The sequence below is a fragment of the Photorhabdus hainanensis genome, assembly GCF_018448965.1.
GTDB classification, from domain to species: domain Bacteria; phylum Pseudomonadota; class Gammaproteobacteria; order Enterobacterales; family Enterobacteriaceae; genus Photorhabdus; species Photorhabdus akhurstii.
The window spans coordinates 58,299-74,310 of record NZ_RCWD01000015.1 but is presented as its reverse complement, the minus strand read 5'-3'; the positions used below and the strand labels follow the sequence as shown (position 1 = coordinate 74,310).

Sequence of the window (16,012 nt, the reverse complement as noted above, 5' to 3'; positions counted from 1 at the left end):
GGCTCTTATCGTCGTTATGTAGCAAATGTTATGCAGCAAATACCTCCTATGAAACCAGCCAACAAAATTGAGTCTCCTGCTTTGGTATCTCCGGTAATAAAAATCAGGATATCATCTGGATAAAACTAGCATTTTCCAGCATTATGTTTAGGTATTTAAATTTTCTTTAAGGATCTGTTAAATGATGTTGGATAAATCTTCTCAACCCGCTTTTACTCTCTATGGGATTAAGAATTGTGACACGATAAAAAAAGCCCGTCGTTGGCTGGAAGAGCAGAAAATTACTTACCTGTTTCATGATTATCGTGTTGATGGATTAAGTGCAACACTTTTGCAGTCATTTATTGACAAACTTGGTTGGGAATCATTGATTAACACCCGCGGTACAACTTGGCGTAAACTGACCGATCAACAACGAGCAACAATTAATAATGCTGACGCGGCAAAAGCGTTGATGTTGGAACAACCCGCTATTATCAAACGTCCACTATTAATTTCTGCAAAAGGTGATTGCCTATTAGGCTATAAAGTGGATGAATATCAGCGATTTTTTGCTGAGGCACTCTGAAATGACTTGTCCTGTAATTGAACTTGCACAACAACTCATCAAGCAACCCTCTGTCAGCCCGGACGATAGAGGTTGCCAAGATATTATGATCGCCCACTTGCAAGCAATTGGCTTTACCGTTGAACGGATGCCCTTTGGCGATACAAACAATTTTTGGGCCTATCGCGGCGCAGGCCCGACGTTAGCCTTTGCCGGACACACTGATGTCGTCCCGGCGGGCGATGAATCTCAGTGGGAATATCCCCCATTTGAGCCAACTATCCGTAATGGCATGTTATATGGCCGGGGAGCGGCAGATATGAAAGGCTCGTTAGCAGCCATGATTGTCGCGGCTGAACGTTTCGTTGCCTCCTATCCCAACCATAATGGTCGTCTGGCCTTCCTTATTACTTCAGACGAGGAAGCAAAAGCCACCCACGGCACCGTCAAAGTGGTTGAAGCGTTGATGTCCCGTAATGAACAATTGGATTACTGTCTGATCGGCGAGCCTTCTAGCCAGCATCGCCTTGGCGATATGGTGAAAAATGGCCGTCGCGGTTCCCTTACTGCGAATCTCACCGTCCACGGTATTCAAGGCCACGTTGCCTATCCGCATTTAGCTGATAACCCAATCCACCGTGTCCTTCCTGCTTTACAGACACTGGTCAATACACTCTGGGATGAAGGAAACGAATTTTTCCCGGCGACCAGTATGCAAATTGCCAATATTCACGCCGGAACAGGCAGCCATAATGTGATCCCTGGAAATGTGCAGGTTCAATTTAATTTCCGTTTCAGTACAGAACTGACTGATAGCCAAATTCGTGAACAAGTTGAAACTATCCTAAAAAATCATAACCTGAATTATACAATTGAGTGGATACTGGCAGGCCAGCCCTTTCTGACGGCCAAAGGTGAATTAGTCAATGCTGTCATACAGGCAATAGACCAATATTGCGGCTATCAACCTGAATTATCTACCAGTGGTGGTACATCAGATGGGCGATTTATTGCTCAGATGGGCGCTCAAGTTGTCGAACTGGGACCACTCAATTCAACAATTCATAAAGTTAATGAGTCTGTTAGCGCCGCCGATCTGCAACAACTCAGCCGGATTTATCAACGCGTTATGGAGCAGCTAATCCAGTGATCACAGCAAATATGTTAACCGGCTTGGCTACTGGTCACTTGATTTCTCTCTCCGGCAATCACCGATTACAACCAGAAGCCGCCAATGCTTTTCTTGCCATGCAACAAGCCGCTGAAAAGGCCGGAATTAATCTGCAACCGGCCAGCACATTCCGCGATTTTCAACGTCAGCAAGCTATCTGGAATGGAAAATTTCGTGGTGAACGCCCGGTGTTGGATGAAAACAGCCAACCAATGGATATCACCCAGTTATCAGAAGGAGAGCGCTGTAAGGCGATTCTTCGTTGGTCTGCCCTGCCCGGTGGTAGCCGTCATCACTGGGGAACAGATTTGGATATCTATGATCCAACGATACTGCCGGATAACCAGAAGTTATTACTTGAACCTTGGGAATATGAAAATAGCGGTTATTTCGAACCATTAGCTCATTGGTTAACCGAGAATATGGCCCATTTCGGTTTTTACCGTCCCTTTGTCGGTTACAATAGCGGCATCGCTTATGAACCGTGGCATATCAGCTACCAACCATTAGCCAAACAATTGGAAAAATCGCTGACTCCACAAATGTTACTGGATGTATGGCAACAGCATGACATCGCAGGCATTGACTGGTTATCTGCTAATCTACCTTATATATTTGAAAATTACCTCCACGTTGAGCAGGAGATAACCTAATGCAATGGTTAGCTGATTATTGGTGGATTATTTTAATTTTATTGGTTGGCGTTCTTCTCAATGCCATTAAAGAGTTACGTCGCCTGGATGTGAAAAAATTTCTGGACAACAAACCGGAGCTGCCTCCTCATCGGGATCTCAATAACAAGTGGGATGATGAAGATGATTGGCCGCAGAAAAAGCCGTAGTCCACTCTTGCCAGTCTCCGGCGAGTTTCTCATCGAGACTTAACAACGCCTGTGCGGTTTCTCGCCGCCAGAGTTGCACTAATGCTTTGTAGCCACTCAATCTCAATACAGAGACACATTGCTCAACGCTCATTTCTTGCTGGAGATGATTTCTTAGCGCAATCAACGGCAAATCACTGTTCAGCAACAACCGTTGCAAGGCCGGCAATGAAGCGGAAAGCGGCCGGTGAGCAAATGCAAAACCTGATAGTTCCTGCCAATCATGCCGATTGAGATGATGGTCAGTTTGGTAATCAACAGGCAAGCTAAATCCAATCTGGGATTCTAGCCAATGTGCATCACGGGCAAGCTGTTGCTGAGCTTGAATCCCCAGAACAATCCCCCGTTCACTCAGAGGAAAAATAGCCATTGCGGTATAACAACCGCTGCTGGCTTCCAGATGAGTTCCCATCCGCACTAATTGGAAGCCACATTTCTGCCACAATGCCCAAAGCTCCGCGGTATAACCAAAGCTAACGGAAATAAAATCCACGCCTTGTTTTTCTGCCCTGTCCCGTTGATACGCGATCATTCCCTGAGCAATACCCTGTCTGCGATTATTAGCCTGTACAGCAACCCGGCTGATCCGTTGAGATTTCAAAACCGCCGCCTGTGGTAAACCGCTATGGGCAGCTAACGATTGCGCAACCAGATTTCCCCTTGGACGACGCCTGCCCGCCCATATTTCATGTGCCAGTTCAGGCGACAACCCACCTTCTTCAACCATCCATAAAGCCCCCATCAAGGCATTATTTCTAAGAGCGGCAACAAATTGCATCCCTTTGGCGTCAAGTAAACGCCGTAAATCCAAAGGTGAAGTTTTGTAGTGAGCGCTGGTTAATATGCCGTAAAACTGCCTCAGTAATTCAGGCTGTTTAATCCATTGTTGCTGATGATAGACGTGATAACTGATCGCCTGATCAAAATTCTTGGCAGGAATGGCATCCTCAAACAGTAAAGCGTTTTCCAACCAGTTTTCCAGCGGATCATTTTCCGCCCAACGCACAGGGGCCGTCAGGTTCAAAACATGGCTATCAAGAATCCCAACACAAAATTTAAGTAAAAATCCGCGCCCGGTACCTTCATATCCCTGTACGGTTGTGGTCAATAATATTCGGGGAAAATAGCTGATCAACTCAGACAATTGCGGCATTGGAATAGCAGCGGCTTCATCGATAAGCAACCAATCAATATCTGATACGCTATTTTGTCTACAATATTTGAGCAAATTATCTACGGCCCAGAATTTTCCCTTGTCCCCCGCATAGCACTGGATAACTTCTGTTGTCGCTTTCGCCGGCGCGGTTAACCAGCAATTTCCCTGCCATTGCTGCATTAACATACCAGCAAGTGTCGATTTACCTCGCCCTCTTGGCGCAGTAATGACCCATACCCCCCGATTTGCCTGTAAAAGTCGAACCAAAATGGCATGTTGGCTGACAGTTGGGTTGCCATCAGGCAGTTGCCACGCGCTGTACTGTGGAAATTCAGGGATGCATAAGGGATCATTTTGCCGCCAGAGCAAAACTTGGGAATCGCTAACAATTTGCTGCTGAATATGCTGAACAAAATTCGGTGTTGGAATAGCATCTAACTGTTCGTTCCAACGCGCGCTATCCTTATCTGGTTGATAACGCCATTGGCGCCAAGATGGAATCATCATCACCAACCAACTTCCAGCTTTCAATGTGCCGGCCAATATCGCCAGTGCTTCCGCATTAAAACCTTCGGTAGCGTCAAATATTCCGTGCAGATATTCCTGACCTAATAAACTGACCGCCTTTTCTGGCAACACAGCGTTCTGTTTACGATGAGAGATCCATAACCAATCACCGGTAAATCTCCGCTGTAACTCATTAGCCTGTAAATAGCACCAATGATAATCTCCACTCAATACCAGCAAACGACGTAATCCCTGCCGCTGCATTTCCGTCTGTATCACACTTAGTTCTGATAACATAACGGCTATGATTTACCAATTAGCAATGACAAAATCCCCGCTGCAATCAGCGGCCCCACAGGAACACCTTTAAACAGGGCAACGCCTAATACCGTTCCCACCAGCAAACCCGCGACTGTCGATGGTTGATTAGACATGAGTGAAACACCCCGACTACCTAACCATGACACTAATACACCTATCACTATCGCAAGTAACGATTTCCAATTCATAAACGAGTTGAGGACAGCCTGTACCGTAATTTTTCCACTGGCGATAGGCGCCATGACTCCCACAGTCAAAATAAGTACACCAATAGTCAACCCATATTTTTCCACCCACGGGAAAAAATGATTTAGTGGCGTTATGCGAATAACCAACAAGAGCAGCATTGCAAGAGTGACGGTCATGTTGTGGCTGATAATACCCAGTGCTGCCAACACTAGCAGCACCAGTAAAGTAGGATCGAGATGACTCATAGATTTCAATACCCTACAACAGCCTAATCCTATTAGGCGAGGGCAATTTTTCCTTATATTACAGAAACAACGGGTATTTTCGTATTGATTCAAACAATTAACAAGCTAACGTCGCACCACCATCGACCACAATATCCTGTAGCGTTATATGGCTTGCCAAATCAGAAGACAAGAAGAGTACGGTATGTGAAATTTCATTAACGTTTGCAATCTTACCAAGGGGAATACCCAATTTATATTGCTCAGGATACCCGTTAATCGTATTTTTTTCATCATCATCGGTTTTCCACATGGAACGCTGCATAAGCGTATCCGTCGAACCCGGCGATACAACATTGCAACGTACACCAAACGGCGCGAGTTCTAACCCAACACAATGCGTTAAACTTGTCAGTGCTGATTTTGATGCACAATAAGCCGCCATTCGCATACGTGGAACATGTGCCGCATTAGAGCTAATGCTGATAATAGCGCCACTGCGCTGACGTTTAAAATGGGGAACCACGGCACGCAATAGATAAAAAGCCCCAGAAGCATTAACATTAATACAACGATGCCAGTCACTAATATTTAGCTCATCAATATTTCCCAATTGCAATATACCGGCAGCATTAACCAAAATATCTAATTCGGCTGAGATAGACAGTTGTTGGGAACAAATCATTTCGACCTTTTCTGGATCACTAATATCGAGTTGTATACATTGATAAGGCAAATCATCTTGCTCAAATACGCGATCAAAACCTATTACGTTAGCACCAAGCGCGGTAAAATCACGGGCAATTTGTTCACCAATGCCACGTGCCGCTCCCGTTACCCAGACGGTTTTATGGCTAAAATCCATCTGTAAATTTTGTTTATTTTTCATATTATTTCTTCTTTGATAGCGATTTATTACGCATTTTTTATAAATCCGATTTATCGAAATTTACTGATGAAATTATTTCTTTAGTACTCATAACCATGCCTGATTTTTCAGCAACATATTTTAAAGCCATAAGGTGATCTTCCAGCGTAAAATCCGCTATCGCATCACCCACTAAAAAAGGCTTTATATCTCTCATGAATGCGTCAACCGCAGTAATCAGGCAACCAATATGTCCGTACACTCCGCAAATAATTAATTGATCTCTCCCTAACTCTTTTATATTTTTTTCCAACGAAGAACGTTGAAATGCACTATAACGCCACTTAACTATCACAATATCATCGTTATCAGGGGCCAAATCACGGTTAATATTCTGTAAATGGGGTGATCTATTCAAGCCGGCTCCCCATATATCATTAAGTAACGCGCGCTCTTCCTCACTTTGTACTTTAGGTTGTGCTGTATATATAATGGGGATCTCTTTTTCTTGACAAAATAGTTTCAAAAAATGAATATTTTCAATTAATTTATTCACTAAAGGGCTATTATTACCAAAAAATTGCAAGAAATAGTCCTGCATATCATGAATAAGCAAAATTGCTTTATGTGGCTCGAATAACCAGGAGGCTTTATTGCCTGGAAAATCTTTCGGCTGAGGTAGCTTATAATTTTTCAATGATGGAATGGTCATCTCAATACCTCCATGTCATTAATTAATTTTTTAATTTATCTCGAATGAGTTTTCTTAATAATAGTTTATTAATCTTGCCAACCGGTGTAACAGGCATAACATCAATCATCTCAAAGCGATCAGGCAATTTATACTCAGCGATTCCTAACCCCCTTAAATATTTCCGCAGTTGCAACCCGGTTATATTCGGATCAGCCGCCACGATAAAAGCACAACTTTTTTCCCCCAACAAAGGATCAGGCATCGCAACTAAAGCACTATGGATAACACCTTCATGTTTGAGTAGCAAAGATTCAATTTCTTCCGCAGCAATTTTTTCACCGCCGCGATTAATTTGATCTTTCTCACGACCGATAATACATACATAACCCTCTTTAGTCATATAAGCTAAATCACCGCAATAATAAAAACCTTCTTTGTCGAATACTTTCGAATTGTGCTCCGGGCTTTTATAATATCCCCGGAATGTATATGGCCCACGAACGATTAACATACCCGTTGAACCCGGCGCTTGTATATTGCCGTTATCATCAACGATACGCACCTCATCATCTTCACTCATTGGACGCCCCTGAGTGGTAAATATACGTTCATCATCGTCATTAAGCCGGGTATAACATACTAACCCTTCGGCCATACCAAAAATCTGTTGCAACTTACATGAAAAAAGTTTCGGTATCACTCGCGCCACACTTTCACTTAACTTTGCTCCACTGACTTGTAATAGTTGAAGACTTTCCAGTGAATATTCGTATTTCCTAATCGCCTGAATCCATAACGCAACAGCCGATGGCACCAGTGAGGTCATTGTGACTTGATGTTCACGTATTAGTGGAAAGCAGGTAGTAGGCCCAGGATCTGTTGCTGATATGACACAGCCGCCAGCATAAAATACGCCAAGCGCTCCCGGAGAACTCAACGGATAATTATGTTGCGCCGGCAAAGCACAAAGATAACGGGTTTGTTGTGTCAACTCACAAATTTCAACACTGCGTCTAACGCTATAATAGTAATCGTCATGCGTCCTTGGAATTAATTTAGGTGTTCCTGTACTCCCACCTGAAAGTTGAAAAAAAGCGACCTCATCTGAACGTGTCGCCTCAAGATTCAAAGATAAATCTGTTGACTCTAACCACGGCTTTAATTCATTGATATATAATTCATTGGAATATTGTATTTTCCGTCCATCAACGACGATATTTCTCAGCCGTGGACAATGTATTTTTAATTGTTCCAGGAAATCACTATTCTGCAAAAGTGAATGTTCTGATGAAAGTACAATCAAACTTGGATCAATTTGCTGTGCATAAGCAAGTAACTCAAGTTTATTATGGCTAAATAATGCATTAATAGGTACTACTCCCATTTTCAAGAGCGCAAAAAACGTAATATAAAATTCAGCTATATTTGGCAATTGTACGATAGCAGTATCACCTCGCTTTATTCCTGCTAAAGTGAGATTTGTAGCTAATGCAGAGGATTGTTGATCAAGTTGATGATAACTAAATTTACGGTCACCACAGATAATAGCAATTGCTTCAGGTTGTACCTGACACTGTTTATAAAGTATGTCAGTTAAGGGTTTACCAAGCCAATAACCCTTTTCACGATAACGTTCGGCTAATTCAACCGGCCAGGGTGTAAATTCAATAGACATGATTTTATTCCTTACAATAATATTCAATACCTTGAACAATCGCCAACTACTGTTTATACATATTTACTTTACCCTCAACCAGAAATATTTCGATCCCTATTTTGTGAGCCGCTTCTAAATAAATACATTTCGTAACAGGTCATACTTAGTGCAAGCGCTCAAAATACAAATTTATATTACCCAACATATTGCAAAATAAACTTATACTGCTAATAGTTAGTAACGTATAACCTTTAATTTAAAAGGGGTAAATTATGTCATGCTTTCCTCCCGGGTATTGGGAGCAATATCCGAATACTGCCACTGTGATCACAACATATACTTGCAATGCAGCTTGCAAAGAATGTTGTTTTGAATGTAATCCCTCTGTAAAAGCACGTTTAAGCCTGGATGAAATCAAACAATTTATTACACACTCAAAAGCGAATTTTCCGGGGCTAAAGCTCGTCGTTTTCAGTGGTGGTGAATGTTTCCTACTGGGTAAAGATCTGATTGAAGCTATTCGCTTTGCCTCAGATCATGGCTTATTAACCCGTTGCGTGACTAATGGTTATTGGGGAAAAAATAGAGAAAAGGCGCAAAGGATCGCCCAAGATTTACTAGATGCCGGCATCACAGAGATGAACATCAGCACCGGGAAAGATCACAGTGAATGGATTCCTCTTGACAGCGTAGTTGCAGCAGCAGAAGCATTGGCCGAACAAAACATTACAACACTGATTACAGTAGAACAGGATACCGCTGATTCTGCCATTGCGACGCAAATCACACAGAACCCGGTTATTAAGCGCCTGAAAGAACAAAACAAGATTAATTTACAACGAAATACCTGGATGCCGTTTTATGACACCAGCGAAGAACGAAAAGATGTGCCAAACCGGGATCAGCAACTGGCAAAAGGATGTGATCAGGTCTTTGAAAATATTGTACTAACACCACACGGTGAAATTTCCGCCTGTTGTGGGCTAACATTAGAGCATATCCCAGAAATGAAACTTGGCCGTTTGCAAGAAGACGATGTATCTCAGCTTTTTAAAGGTCAGGAAGAAGACTTTATGAAAGTATGGTTAAGGACAGAAGGACCATACAAGATCCTAAAAAAATATCGCCCTCTGGATAGCAACATTAATCTGGAAAAAATCGTTCACCCCTGCCAAGCCTGTGCTCATTTGCATAAAGACGAAGGAACACGCCGGAATCTGTTAGATAATTATCACAAAGAAATCATTCCCGTGATGAAGAAATTTAATGCTAAAGAAAGACTGGATCTCATCTACTACTCAGCAGAGAAAAATACCGTTAACTTAACTGAGGAATAATTTGATTAAAAATACAACAAGATCGAATCCAAATTTTAATGTTATTACTAACGAATATCGCCAAAATAACTCCTTTTCGGCTAGAAAATTTTTATTGAATGAGGTGGTAATCAAGGAAAAGCTTTATTCTTCTTTAGGAATATTTTTACTTACTATTTTGTGATCAGACTCTAAATAAGTACCTTTTATCACAAAATATATTTAGTCTAAACGCTCAAAATATAAATTTAATCCACTAAGCTATTGCAAAATGTCACCATCCAGCCAATAGTTAGTATCGTCTGACCTTTAACCTAACGGAGGGTAGATTATTCTATGTTTTCATATTGAATGTTTTTCCATTGAGTATCAGGAACGATACCCAAATCCTGTTATGGCAACCATAATATATGCTCACAATGAATATCGCAGGTAAGAAATATCAGTTAAATAATTATTTTATGAAATTATCTCAGTAATGAAGAAACTTAATAAGGAAAGGTTACATCTTATCTTATATAACGCTCAATAAAAAAAGAATTCCGTTAACTTATAAAGGAACGAATCATGAAAAGACGTACATTTATTGGCGTGGCTGCCGGCGCAGCTATTGGCAGTGTTATACCTACCGTTAACGCTCGCACTGATAGTAACCGCCTCTTTGGCGTGCCACGTTCATTACTCTCTCCGGGAGAGGTTGAAGAAAATAAGCTAAGGTTGTCAATGTCAAACGCCAAACTTCCGGTTGAAGTTTGGGAAGAGATCATCACCTATAACCGATTCTGGGAAACCCTACAGCAGCAGCCCAATTTGGCATTAGAATACCGGGAGTCGCCGGAAAAAGTGTTGGCTGAATTTGGCATAGACAAAGATATCGTCAGCCCCGGTTCCGCGGAAGAATTACTGCTATTCATCACTTATGACAAAGACTTAATGAACGCGGTAAAAACCAACGACTATGAAGCCCTCTTTTCCCACCTAAAAACCTATGGTTTAAACGAAAGAGGCTCCAGTCTGAGAAGCCGAATCAATCACCATCTCAATCAAGATGCCAGCCTGTTCGCACATTTTAAAGAAAACATCGAATCCTATCAGCTCCAAGATACAAACAGTCCCCCTCTTATCCGGCTGAAGGAAATTCTGGAACCCTTAAACCATGAAGATGACACCAGTATTGAGATTGCTCGCCTTGCGGTAGGGGCCAATGTCGTCGCCGCGGTCAACGTGGCTGTCGGCACCCGAGTTGTCGCAGCAGTGAATGCGGCGGCGGCAGTTAACGTAGTAGCCTACTTAAGCCTGGCGGTACAAACAGCGGTTACTGTATGTATGGCAAATTATTTACCCAAAATTGATCATAGCGACCTTTCAACCGGCACGGCTTCTCTTCATCTTGCCAGACTCTATAACAACCAAGAAATGGTCGATACACTGGTCAAAGAAGCTGTCAGAAGGGAGATCACCGCTTGCCTGTTTGCAGCGCAAAAGTGTGGTTATATCAATCTGCCCGCAACACGTGAAGAACGCAAAGAAGTGATTCATCTCTTTACCGAATTATCTTTAGGAATGGCAGCAGCATGAATAATATCGTGGGATTAAATCCAGACTTCAAAGTCATATTAATGAATGTCGCTATGCTCGTCCTGATCGCTTTAGTTTTTCTGCCTGTACCATACTGGCTCAGTAACAATAATCCCAATAAGCTGGCGGCAAGTATCGCGACGACACTCTTTGTCATCATTGCCTTATTTGTAGGCTATCAACTGTTATCAAATAAAGCCGTGGTCAAGGAAGAAAAATTATTGATGAAGTCCGGGGTATATTCACACGAATGGGTTATCTCCTCATTACGCCGGGAAGAAGGCGTTTCCCTGGAAGATTTTAGTCGCAGTAATGGCATACATATTATCCATTATTCGTCTGGATACTATCACAAGGGAAAAAATAAATATTTCATTCTACGTGTAAGCAAACGCCCTCTGATTTGCTTTAACTCAGAAGGTAATATTGGATTATGCATAGATGAATCTATTTTTGAAAAAATAAAAGGCGAGTTGCAAGATAAAATATAGCGTGGAGCCGCAAGATAATGGAATACCGTGACAATCATTGGCCGTTGAATTATACACAGCTCCGCTTAGCTATCGCTAATACTGTTGCTGACGATAAATCTGTCTTTAATGTCGGTGAATTCGTCAGCTTCAGTGATAATATTAGCCTGGCAAGATTGAAGCAGGCCATTATTACCATTCATCAATTCAATGATGGTTTTTCCTTACGTTACCGTATTGCCGAACACAATATTTTTCAGGAAAAAAGCGCTACGCCAGTCGAAGTTATACACATAAAACTATCAGATCCAGCAGTAGAACCAGCGGCAAAAGCTGATTTTGCAAAGAGAACAACTCAACCGCTAGCGCCTGAAAAAGGGGTGACGATAAGACATTATCTTTACTTTAATGATGTTGGGTGCTGTTTTTGGGGAATTATCGCTCACCATATCGCCACAGATTATTGGGGCATAGGTCAGTTGATTCACGATGTTTTGTCTTGCTATGAACGACAAACATTCCACCCAACATCAGCGCCTGTTTTTACCTATCAAGCTTACCTTAACGATGTTAAATATAAAGCAAACGCGCATTATGCCAACAATAAAGAGTATTGGAATAATTACCTCGACCAACTGCCTAAATTAGAGGATTACGCCCGTAAACGCCTATTTCCTTCAAAAGCAATTAAAGTAAGCCGACTGCTGACTGCAAACAATGGTAGTTTTACCTTTAATGATAAGTTAATGATGATACTGGCTTTATGTCTGCAAATGAGCAAACGAGGTCGCTTATCAACAAGTATCATTAATTTACCTTTCTCTAACCGACGCGACAAAGGAGAGTACTGTTATTATCGCCCGGCAATGAACACGTTACCTCTGATGGTTTCTTTAACTCCTCAGGCAACAATAAAACAGATCCTTGTAGCAATGCAGTCGCAAATGAGTCTGCATAGCAAGCATAGCCGTATTGATATAAACGATTTAAACGATGAGGCAATCAATCGAGCAGATCAATTCACTGCCGCTCCTTATGTTAATCTGCTGCATGAGCTTGAACATGATCTTATGAAAGATAATCGCGCTATTCGCGGTTGTATGACTTCCGGCGCAGTCAATAATTATGGTATTAACATCCGGTTTTCTCCTAATGAGAAATCAGCATTAGTTGAATTGGATGTGGGGAGCCGATTGTACAGTCATTTTGCCGCTGATGTTCTGATCGACGATTATTTACGTATTTATAGCATTATTGCAGAAAATATTAATGAAACGGTCGAGACATATTGGAAAAAATATAAAGAAATTGAACCAATGGATAATATTACCTCTATCCTATGGAACCCAGAAAATATTGTCGCTTATCAGCCGTTCAAAGAGAGTATTCTTGCCAGAATAGCAAAAATCGTTGAAATATCGCCGGATAAAAAATCAGTCATTTATGGGAATCAAGCAGAAATAAGCAGTGTGCATTGCCTTAATTACCGCGAACTTTACCAAAAATTATTAACTTTCAGTCAACTACTACTATCCTGCCCGCTACAAAACCGAAGGGTAGCTGTATTATTACCTAGAGGGATAGAGTCATTATTATCTATATTATCAATCCATACTGCGGGATTATGTTTTGTCCCAATCAATATGACATTCAGTCAAGAAGAAATTAATAGCATATTAGGTGGCCTGAATGTTTCTTTATTAATTACCGCCCGGCGTTATCGTGAAAAAGTAAACAGTATTAATAATACGCATCTTCTCTTTATTGAAGATATAGAGACTCGTCCTTCCGAGATATTCCTGGGGAATGATATAAAACGTCCCGCGATTCAAGAGGACGAAGCCTATATCTTTTTTACCTCAGGCACTACTGGCGCACCGAAAGCAGTACCAATAACATTTAAGGGGCTTTATGCTTATTTGGCTGCGATGACAGCGCAGTATGGTATTAAACAAGACGATGTTATTCTCAATTTCAGCACCCCGGTTTTTGACGCTTATATTGAAGAGGTGTTTGGCTGTTTTTATCAAGGCGCTACATTAGCGATTGCCGACGATAATATGATAGTTGAACTGGAGACACTATTTTCATTTTGCCACGCACAATCAGTCACTATAGTTAACTTTCCTACCAATTATTGGCATCAAATTGTCTTTTTCCTACATGCAGCCATTAAAGAACTCGCCCCTTCGATTAGAATGACAATTATCGGTGGCGATCTGGCAATGGATAAAGCCATTCATCATTGGTTGGAAAAAGTAGGATGTGGTATTTCCCTAATTAACTCTTACGGCCCAACAGAATGTTGCGTTGTGGCTAGCAGTCACAAAATAGATGATAAATTTCAGCCTGGTAATATCATTGGCAAAGCACTAAAAAATAGCATTATCGTTATTCGGGAATATGGAACTAATAAGCTCATTAATGGCAGTAGCGGAGAAATATGCATCCGTGGTGATTCTATCTGTACCGGATATATTAACGATAATCAGTCAACTTCACGTAAATTCTTACAATTGAACGATGGAGAAATCTATTATTTAACCGGAGACCGTGGATTTTACGATGACCAAGGGAATTTAAATTTCATTGGCCGCCTGGATAAAGAACGTAAAATTGACGGAAAACGTGTCGATCTGGATGAAATGCAAAAATTACTTACAGCGGCGATTAATATTGATGATATTCATTTAACGATAAAAGAAAATGAAACTGGGTACCAATATATTAATATATTTATACCTGATGGCTCCTACTCAATCACGCGTCACGAAATTGTCTCATTCTTACGTGGATGTTATCCAAAATTGCAGGTACCTTTTATTGTCGAACTAGCAGTATCCAACGATGTTTCTCCAGTGTCGGAGTTGAATAAAGAAGATAACATTTCGCAGATTAAAGGGGGAAAACGAGAAATATTTTTTACTTTATGGCGGGAAGTTTTTGGCGATAGTGATAGCGTTATTGATGAAGAGACTAATTTCTTTGACGCAGGCGGTACTTCGCTTAAAGCATTATTGTTAATTAATAAGATCCAGCAACGCTTTAATTGTTCTCTCCACCTGGAAGATTTCTATCACGCCCCAAGAGTAGGTTATCTATTACAATCTATCATTCAACAAGGGCAAATACCGGTTTTAACCGATAAGAATAGCACTTGCCTGACAGAGCAACACGATCAGTATTATTGGATTATCGATACTATCTCTAATCGTTCAGGCGCTCATAATATCCCGCTATATTATCATCTGGCCGGCGAGATTGATTTAACGAAATTACGTTACGCTTTGCTGTATATCATGCAATATTTTCCTGCGCTCTGCCAACGAGTCACCATAACAGATGGGCAACTCTCTTTAACCTTCTCACCTGCTGCCGAAGAGAATCTGCCTTTCGAATATATCGATTTAACTCATGCTACCGGCATTAATATTGAGATTTCATTACGCAAAATCTTAAATGATATGGCATTTAAGCCGATGGCGTTGCAAGATAATCCACCGGTATATTTTAAATTATTAAAAATAGCAGAGCATGAACACTACTTTTTATTAAATTTCCACCATGCATTTTGTGACGGGATGTCGATTGCTCATGTGCTGCAAAAATTATCTTCCGCTTACGCCGATAATGTACCAAAAATTGAAGCCGCTACGAAAACAGGTATTAATGTCATCAATCAGCGCATGTCGGATGAAACATTAAATTTTTGGACAGAAAAATTATTCAATGTACTTTCGGCTGTCGGACAGCGCAATGATACATCAGAAGCTCATCAGAGGAGCCGGGGCCGACGTTATTCAATGCCGTTATCTCCTCAATTAATTACCGCGCTATCCAGCACGCAAAAAAAATATGCGGTGACTCTGGAACATATTGTGATTGGCGCATTTCTGATGACCATCAATTCATTACTCAATAAAGATGAGATTATCGTCGGTATTCCTTGTGCCAACCGCGTTCCGCCCATATCGTTTGACAGTGTTGGCAGCTTCGCGACAACACTACTGCTGCCCTACGCTACCGCGGAAACTTCGCTGATTAACGTATCCCGGTATGTCCGCGATTTTCTGGCAGGCGCGAATATTCATTCCAATATCTCACTGGCGTATTTAAAACAACACCTTCACCACCACCACGGTATGCAATTACCGGAAGTTACCTACTATTTCTCTTCTCAAATAGGATTTGAAACTGGTTTATATCTTGGTGAAACCCGTTGCACCAAGGAAAAAATCAAAGGGCTCAAGCCTAAAGGAGATATTGCGCTCGAGCTGATCAATTTACCAACCGGGATAGGTCTGGAATGGCTATACGATGATGATATTTTCTCAGAAGATATCATCAGCGATATGGGGTTATTTTTGATTGATTTATTGGATTGCATGGGCACTCAGCATGACCTGATGCCTGGCGATACGGAACGATAACAAG

12 protein-coding genes and 1 pseudogene are annotated in these 16,012 nt (G+C 41.5%); 8 read left to right on the top strand and 5 right to left on the bottom strand.

Annotation, left to right across the window (positions count from 1 at the left end):
* Nucleotides 1-184 precede the first annotated feature (184 nt).
* Genes EAE92_RS11310 through EAE92_RS11295 form a run of 4 tightly spaced genes read left to right on the top strand, consistent with a single transcriptional unit; the run spans nucleotide 185 to nucleotide 2,559 of the window.
* The gene (locus EAE92_RS11310) at nucleotides 185-568 is read left to right on the top strand and encodes an ArsC family reductase (RefSeq protein WP_214068180.1); all 384 of its coding nucleotides are present in this window, start codon (nucleotides 185-187) and stop codon (nucleotides 566-568) included.
* A gap of 1 nt (nucleotide 569) precedes the next feature.
* Nucleotides 570-1,697 (top strand): succinyl-diaminopimelate desuccinylase, encoded by a 1,128-nt coding sequence (gene dapE / locus EAE92_RS11305; protein WP_214068156.1) that lies wholly within the window; start codon nucleotides 570-572, stop codon nucleotides 1,695-1,697.
* The gene (locus EAE92_RS11300) at nucleotides 1,694-2,371 is read left to right on the top strand and encodes a M15 family metallopeptidase (protein ID WP_214068155.1); all 678 of its coding nucleotides are present in this window, start codon (nucleotides 1,694-1,696) and stop codon (nucleotides 2,369-2,371) included. Before dapE ends, EAE92_RS11300 begins: the two co-directional genes overlap by 4 nt.
* Nucleotides 2,371-2,559, top strand: coding sequence for a YpfN family protein (locus EAE92_RS11295; protein ID WP_036779759.1), 189 nt, complete (start codon nucleotides 2,371-2,373; stop codon nucleotides 2,557-2,559). The genes EAE92_RS11300 and EAE92_RS11295 overlap by 1 nt, the downstream gene beginning before the upstream one ends.
* Here EAE92_RS11295 and EAE92_RS11290 read toward each other — a convergent pair.
* From EAE92_RS11290 to EAE92_RS11270, 5 genes and pseudogenes are all read right to left on the bottom strand, one after another.
* Nucleotides 2,510-4,558, bottom strand: coding sequence for a tRNA(Met) cytidine acetyltransferase TmcA (locus tag EAE92_RS11290; protein ID WP_214068154.1), 2,049 nt, complete (start codon nucleotides 4,556-4,558; stop codon nucleotides 2,510-2,512). The genes EAE92_RS11295 and EAE92_RS11290 overlap by 50 nt on opposite strands.
* Nucleotides 4,559-4,563: 5 nt before the next feature.
* The gene (locus tag EAE92_RS11285) at nucleotides 4,564-5,016 is read right to left on the bottom strand and encodes a DUF441 domain-containing protein (RefSeq protein WP_011146947.1); all 453 of its coding nucleotides are present in this window, start codon (nucleotides 5,014-5,016) and stop codon (nucleotides 4,564-4,566) included.
* A 97-nt stretch (nucleotides 5,017-5,113) separates the two neighbouring features.
* On the bottom strand, nucleotides 5,114-5,884 hold the full coding sequence (gene dhbA, locus EAE92_RS11280; protein WP_214068153.1) for a 2,3-dihydro-2,3-dihydroxybenzoate dehydrogenase: 771 nt from the start codon (nucleotides 5,882-5,884) through the stop codon (nucleotides 5,114-5,116).
* Nucleotides 5,885-5,954: 70 nt separating this feature from the next.
* Nucleotides 5,955-6,575 (bottom strand): annotated as a pseudogene (locus tag EAE92_RS11275) (isochorismatase family protein); the annotation flags it as partial.
* A gap of 22 nt (nucleotides 6,576-6,597) precedes the next feature.
* Nucleotides 6,598-8,232, bottom strand: coding sequence for a (2,3-dihydroxybenzoyl)adenylate synthase (locus EAE92_RS11270; protein ID WP_214068151.1), 1,635 nt, complete (start codon nucleotides 8,230-8,232; stop codon nucleotides 6,598-6,600).
* 254 nt (nucleotides 8,233-8,486) lie between these two features.
* Between EAE92_RS11270 and EAE92_RS11265 the strand changes: the two genes are divergently transcribed.
* The 4 genes from EAE92_RS11265 (at nucleotide 8,487) to EAE92_RS11250 (ending at nucleotide 16,008) form a co-directional block, all read left to right on the top strand.
* Entirely contained in the window at nucleotides 8,487-9,551 is a 1,065-nt protein-coding gene (locus EAE92_RS11265) for a radical SAM protein (RefSeq protein ID WP_214068150.1), read from the top strand.
* Nucleotides 9,552-10,097: 546 nt separating this feature from the next.
* Nucleotides 10,098-11,108 (top strand): hypothetical protein, encoded by a 1,011-nt coding sequence (locus EAE92_RS11260; RefSeq protein WP_214068149.1) that lies wholly within the window; start codon nucleotides 10,098-10,100, stop codon nucleotides 11,106-11,108.
* On the top strand, nucleotides 11,105-11,599 hold the full coding sequence (locus EAE92_RS11255; RefSeq protein ID WP_036779744.1) for a hypothetical protein: 495 nt from the start codon (nucleotides 11,105-11,107) through the stop codon (nucleotides 11,597-11,599). Before EAE92_RS11260 ends, EAE92_RS11255 begins: the two co-directional genes overlap by 4 nt.
* Nucleotides 11,600-11,616: 17 nt before the next feature.
* The gene (locus EAE92_RS11250) at nucleotides 11,617-16,008 is read left to right on the top strand and encodes a condensation domain-containing protein (protein ID WP_214068148.1); all 4,392 of its coding nucleotides are present in this window, start codon (nucleotides 11,617-11,619) and stop codon (nucleotides 16,006-16,008) included.
* The last annotated feature ends 4 nt before the right edge of the window (nucleotides 16,009-16,012 follow it).

Bases quoted from the DNA above. Each gene is read 5' to 3' on its own strand.
- EAE92_RS11310 (WP_214068180.1), top strand. From the start codon at position 185: ATGTTGGATAAATCTTCTCAACCCGCTTTTACTCTCTATGGGATTAAG.
- dapE (WP_214068156.1), top strand. From the start codon at position 570: ATGACTTGTCCTGTAATTGAACTTGCACAACAACTCATCAAGCAACCC.
- EAE92_RS11295 (WP_036779759.1), top strand. From the start codon at position 2,371: ATGCAATGGTTAGCTGATTATTGGTGGATTATTTTAATTTTATTGGTT.
- EAE92_RS11290 (WP_214068154.1), bottom strand. From the start codon at position 4,558: ATGTTATCAGAACTAAGTGTGATACAGACGGAAATGCAGCGGCAGGGA.
- EAE92_RS11285 (WP_011146947.1), bottom strand. From the start codon at position 5,016: ATGAGTCATCTCGATCCTACTTTACTGGTGCTGCTAGTGTTGGCAGCA.
- dhbA (WP_214068153.1), bottom strand. From the start codon at position 5,884: ATGAAAAATAAACAAAATTTACAGATGGATTTTAGCCATAAAACCGTC.
- EAE92_RS11270 (WP_214068151.1), bottom strand. From the start codon at position 8,232: ATGTCTATTGAATTTACACCCTGGCCGGTTGAATTAGCCGAACGTTAT.
- EAE92_RS11265 (WP_214068150.1), top strand. From the start codon at position 8,487: ATGTCATGCTTTCCTCCCGGGTATTGGGAGCAATATCCGAATACTGCC.
- EAE92_RS11260 (WP_214068149.1), top strand. From the start codon at position 10,098: ATGAAAAGACGTACATTTATTGGCGTGGCTGCCGGCGCAGCTATTGGC.
- EAE92_RS11255 (WP_036779744.1), top strand. From the start codon at position 11,105: ATGAATAATATCGTGGGATTAAATCCAGACTTCAAAGTCATATTAATG.
- EAE92_RS11250 (WP_214068148.1), top strand. From the start codon at position 11,617: ATGGAATACCGTGACAATCATTGGCCGTTGAATTATACACAGCTCCGC.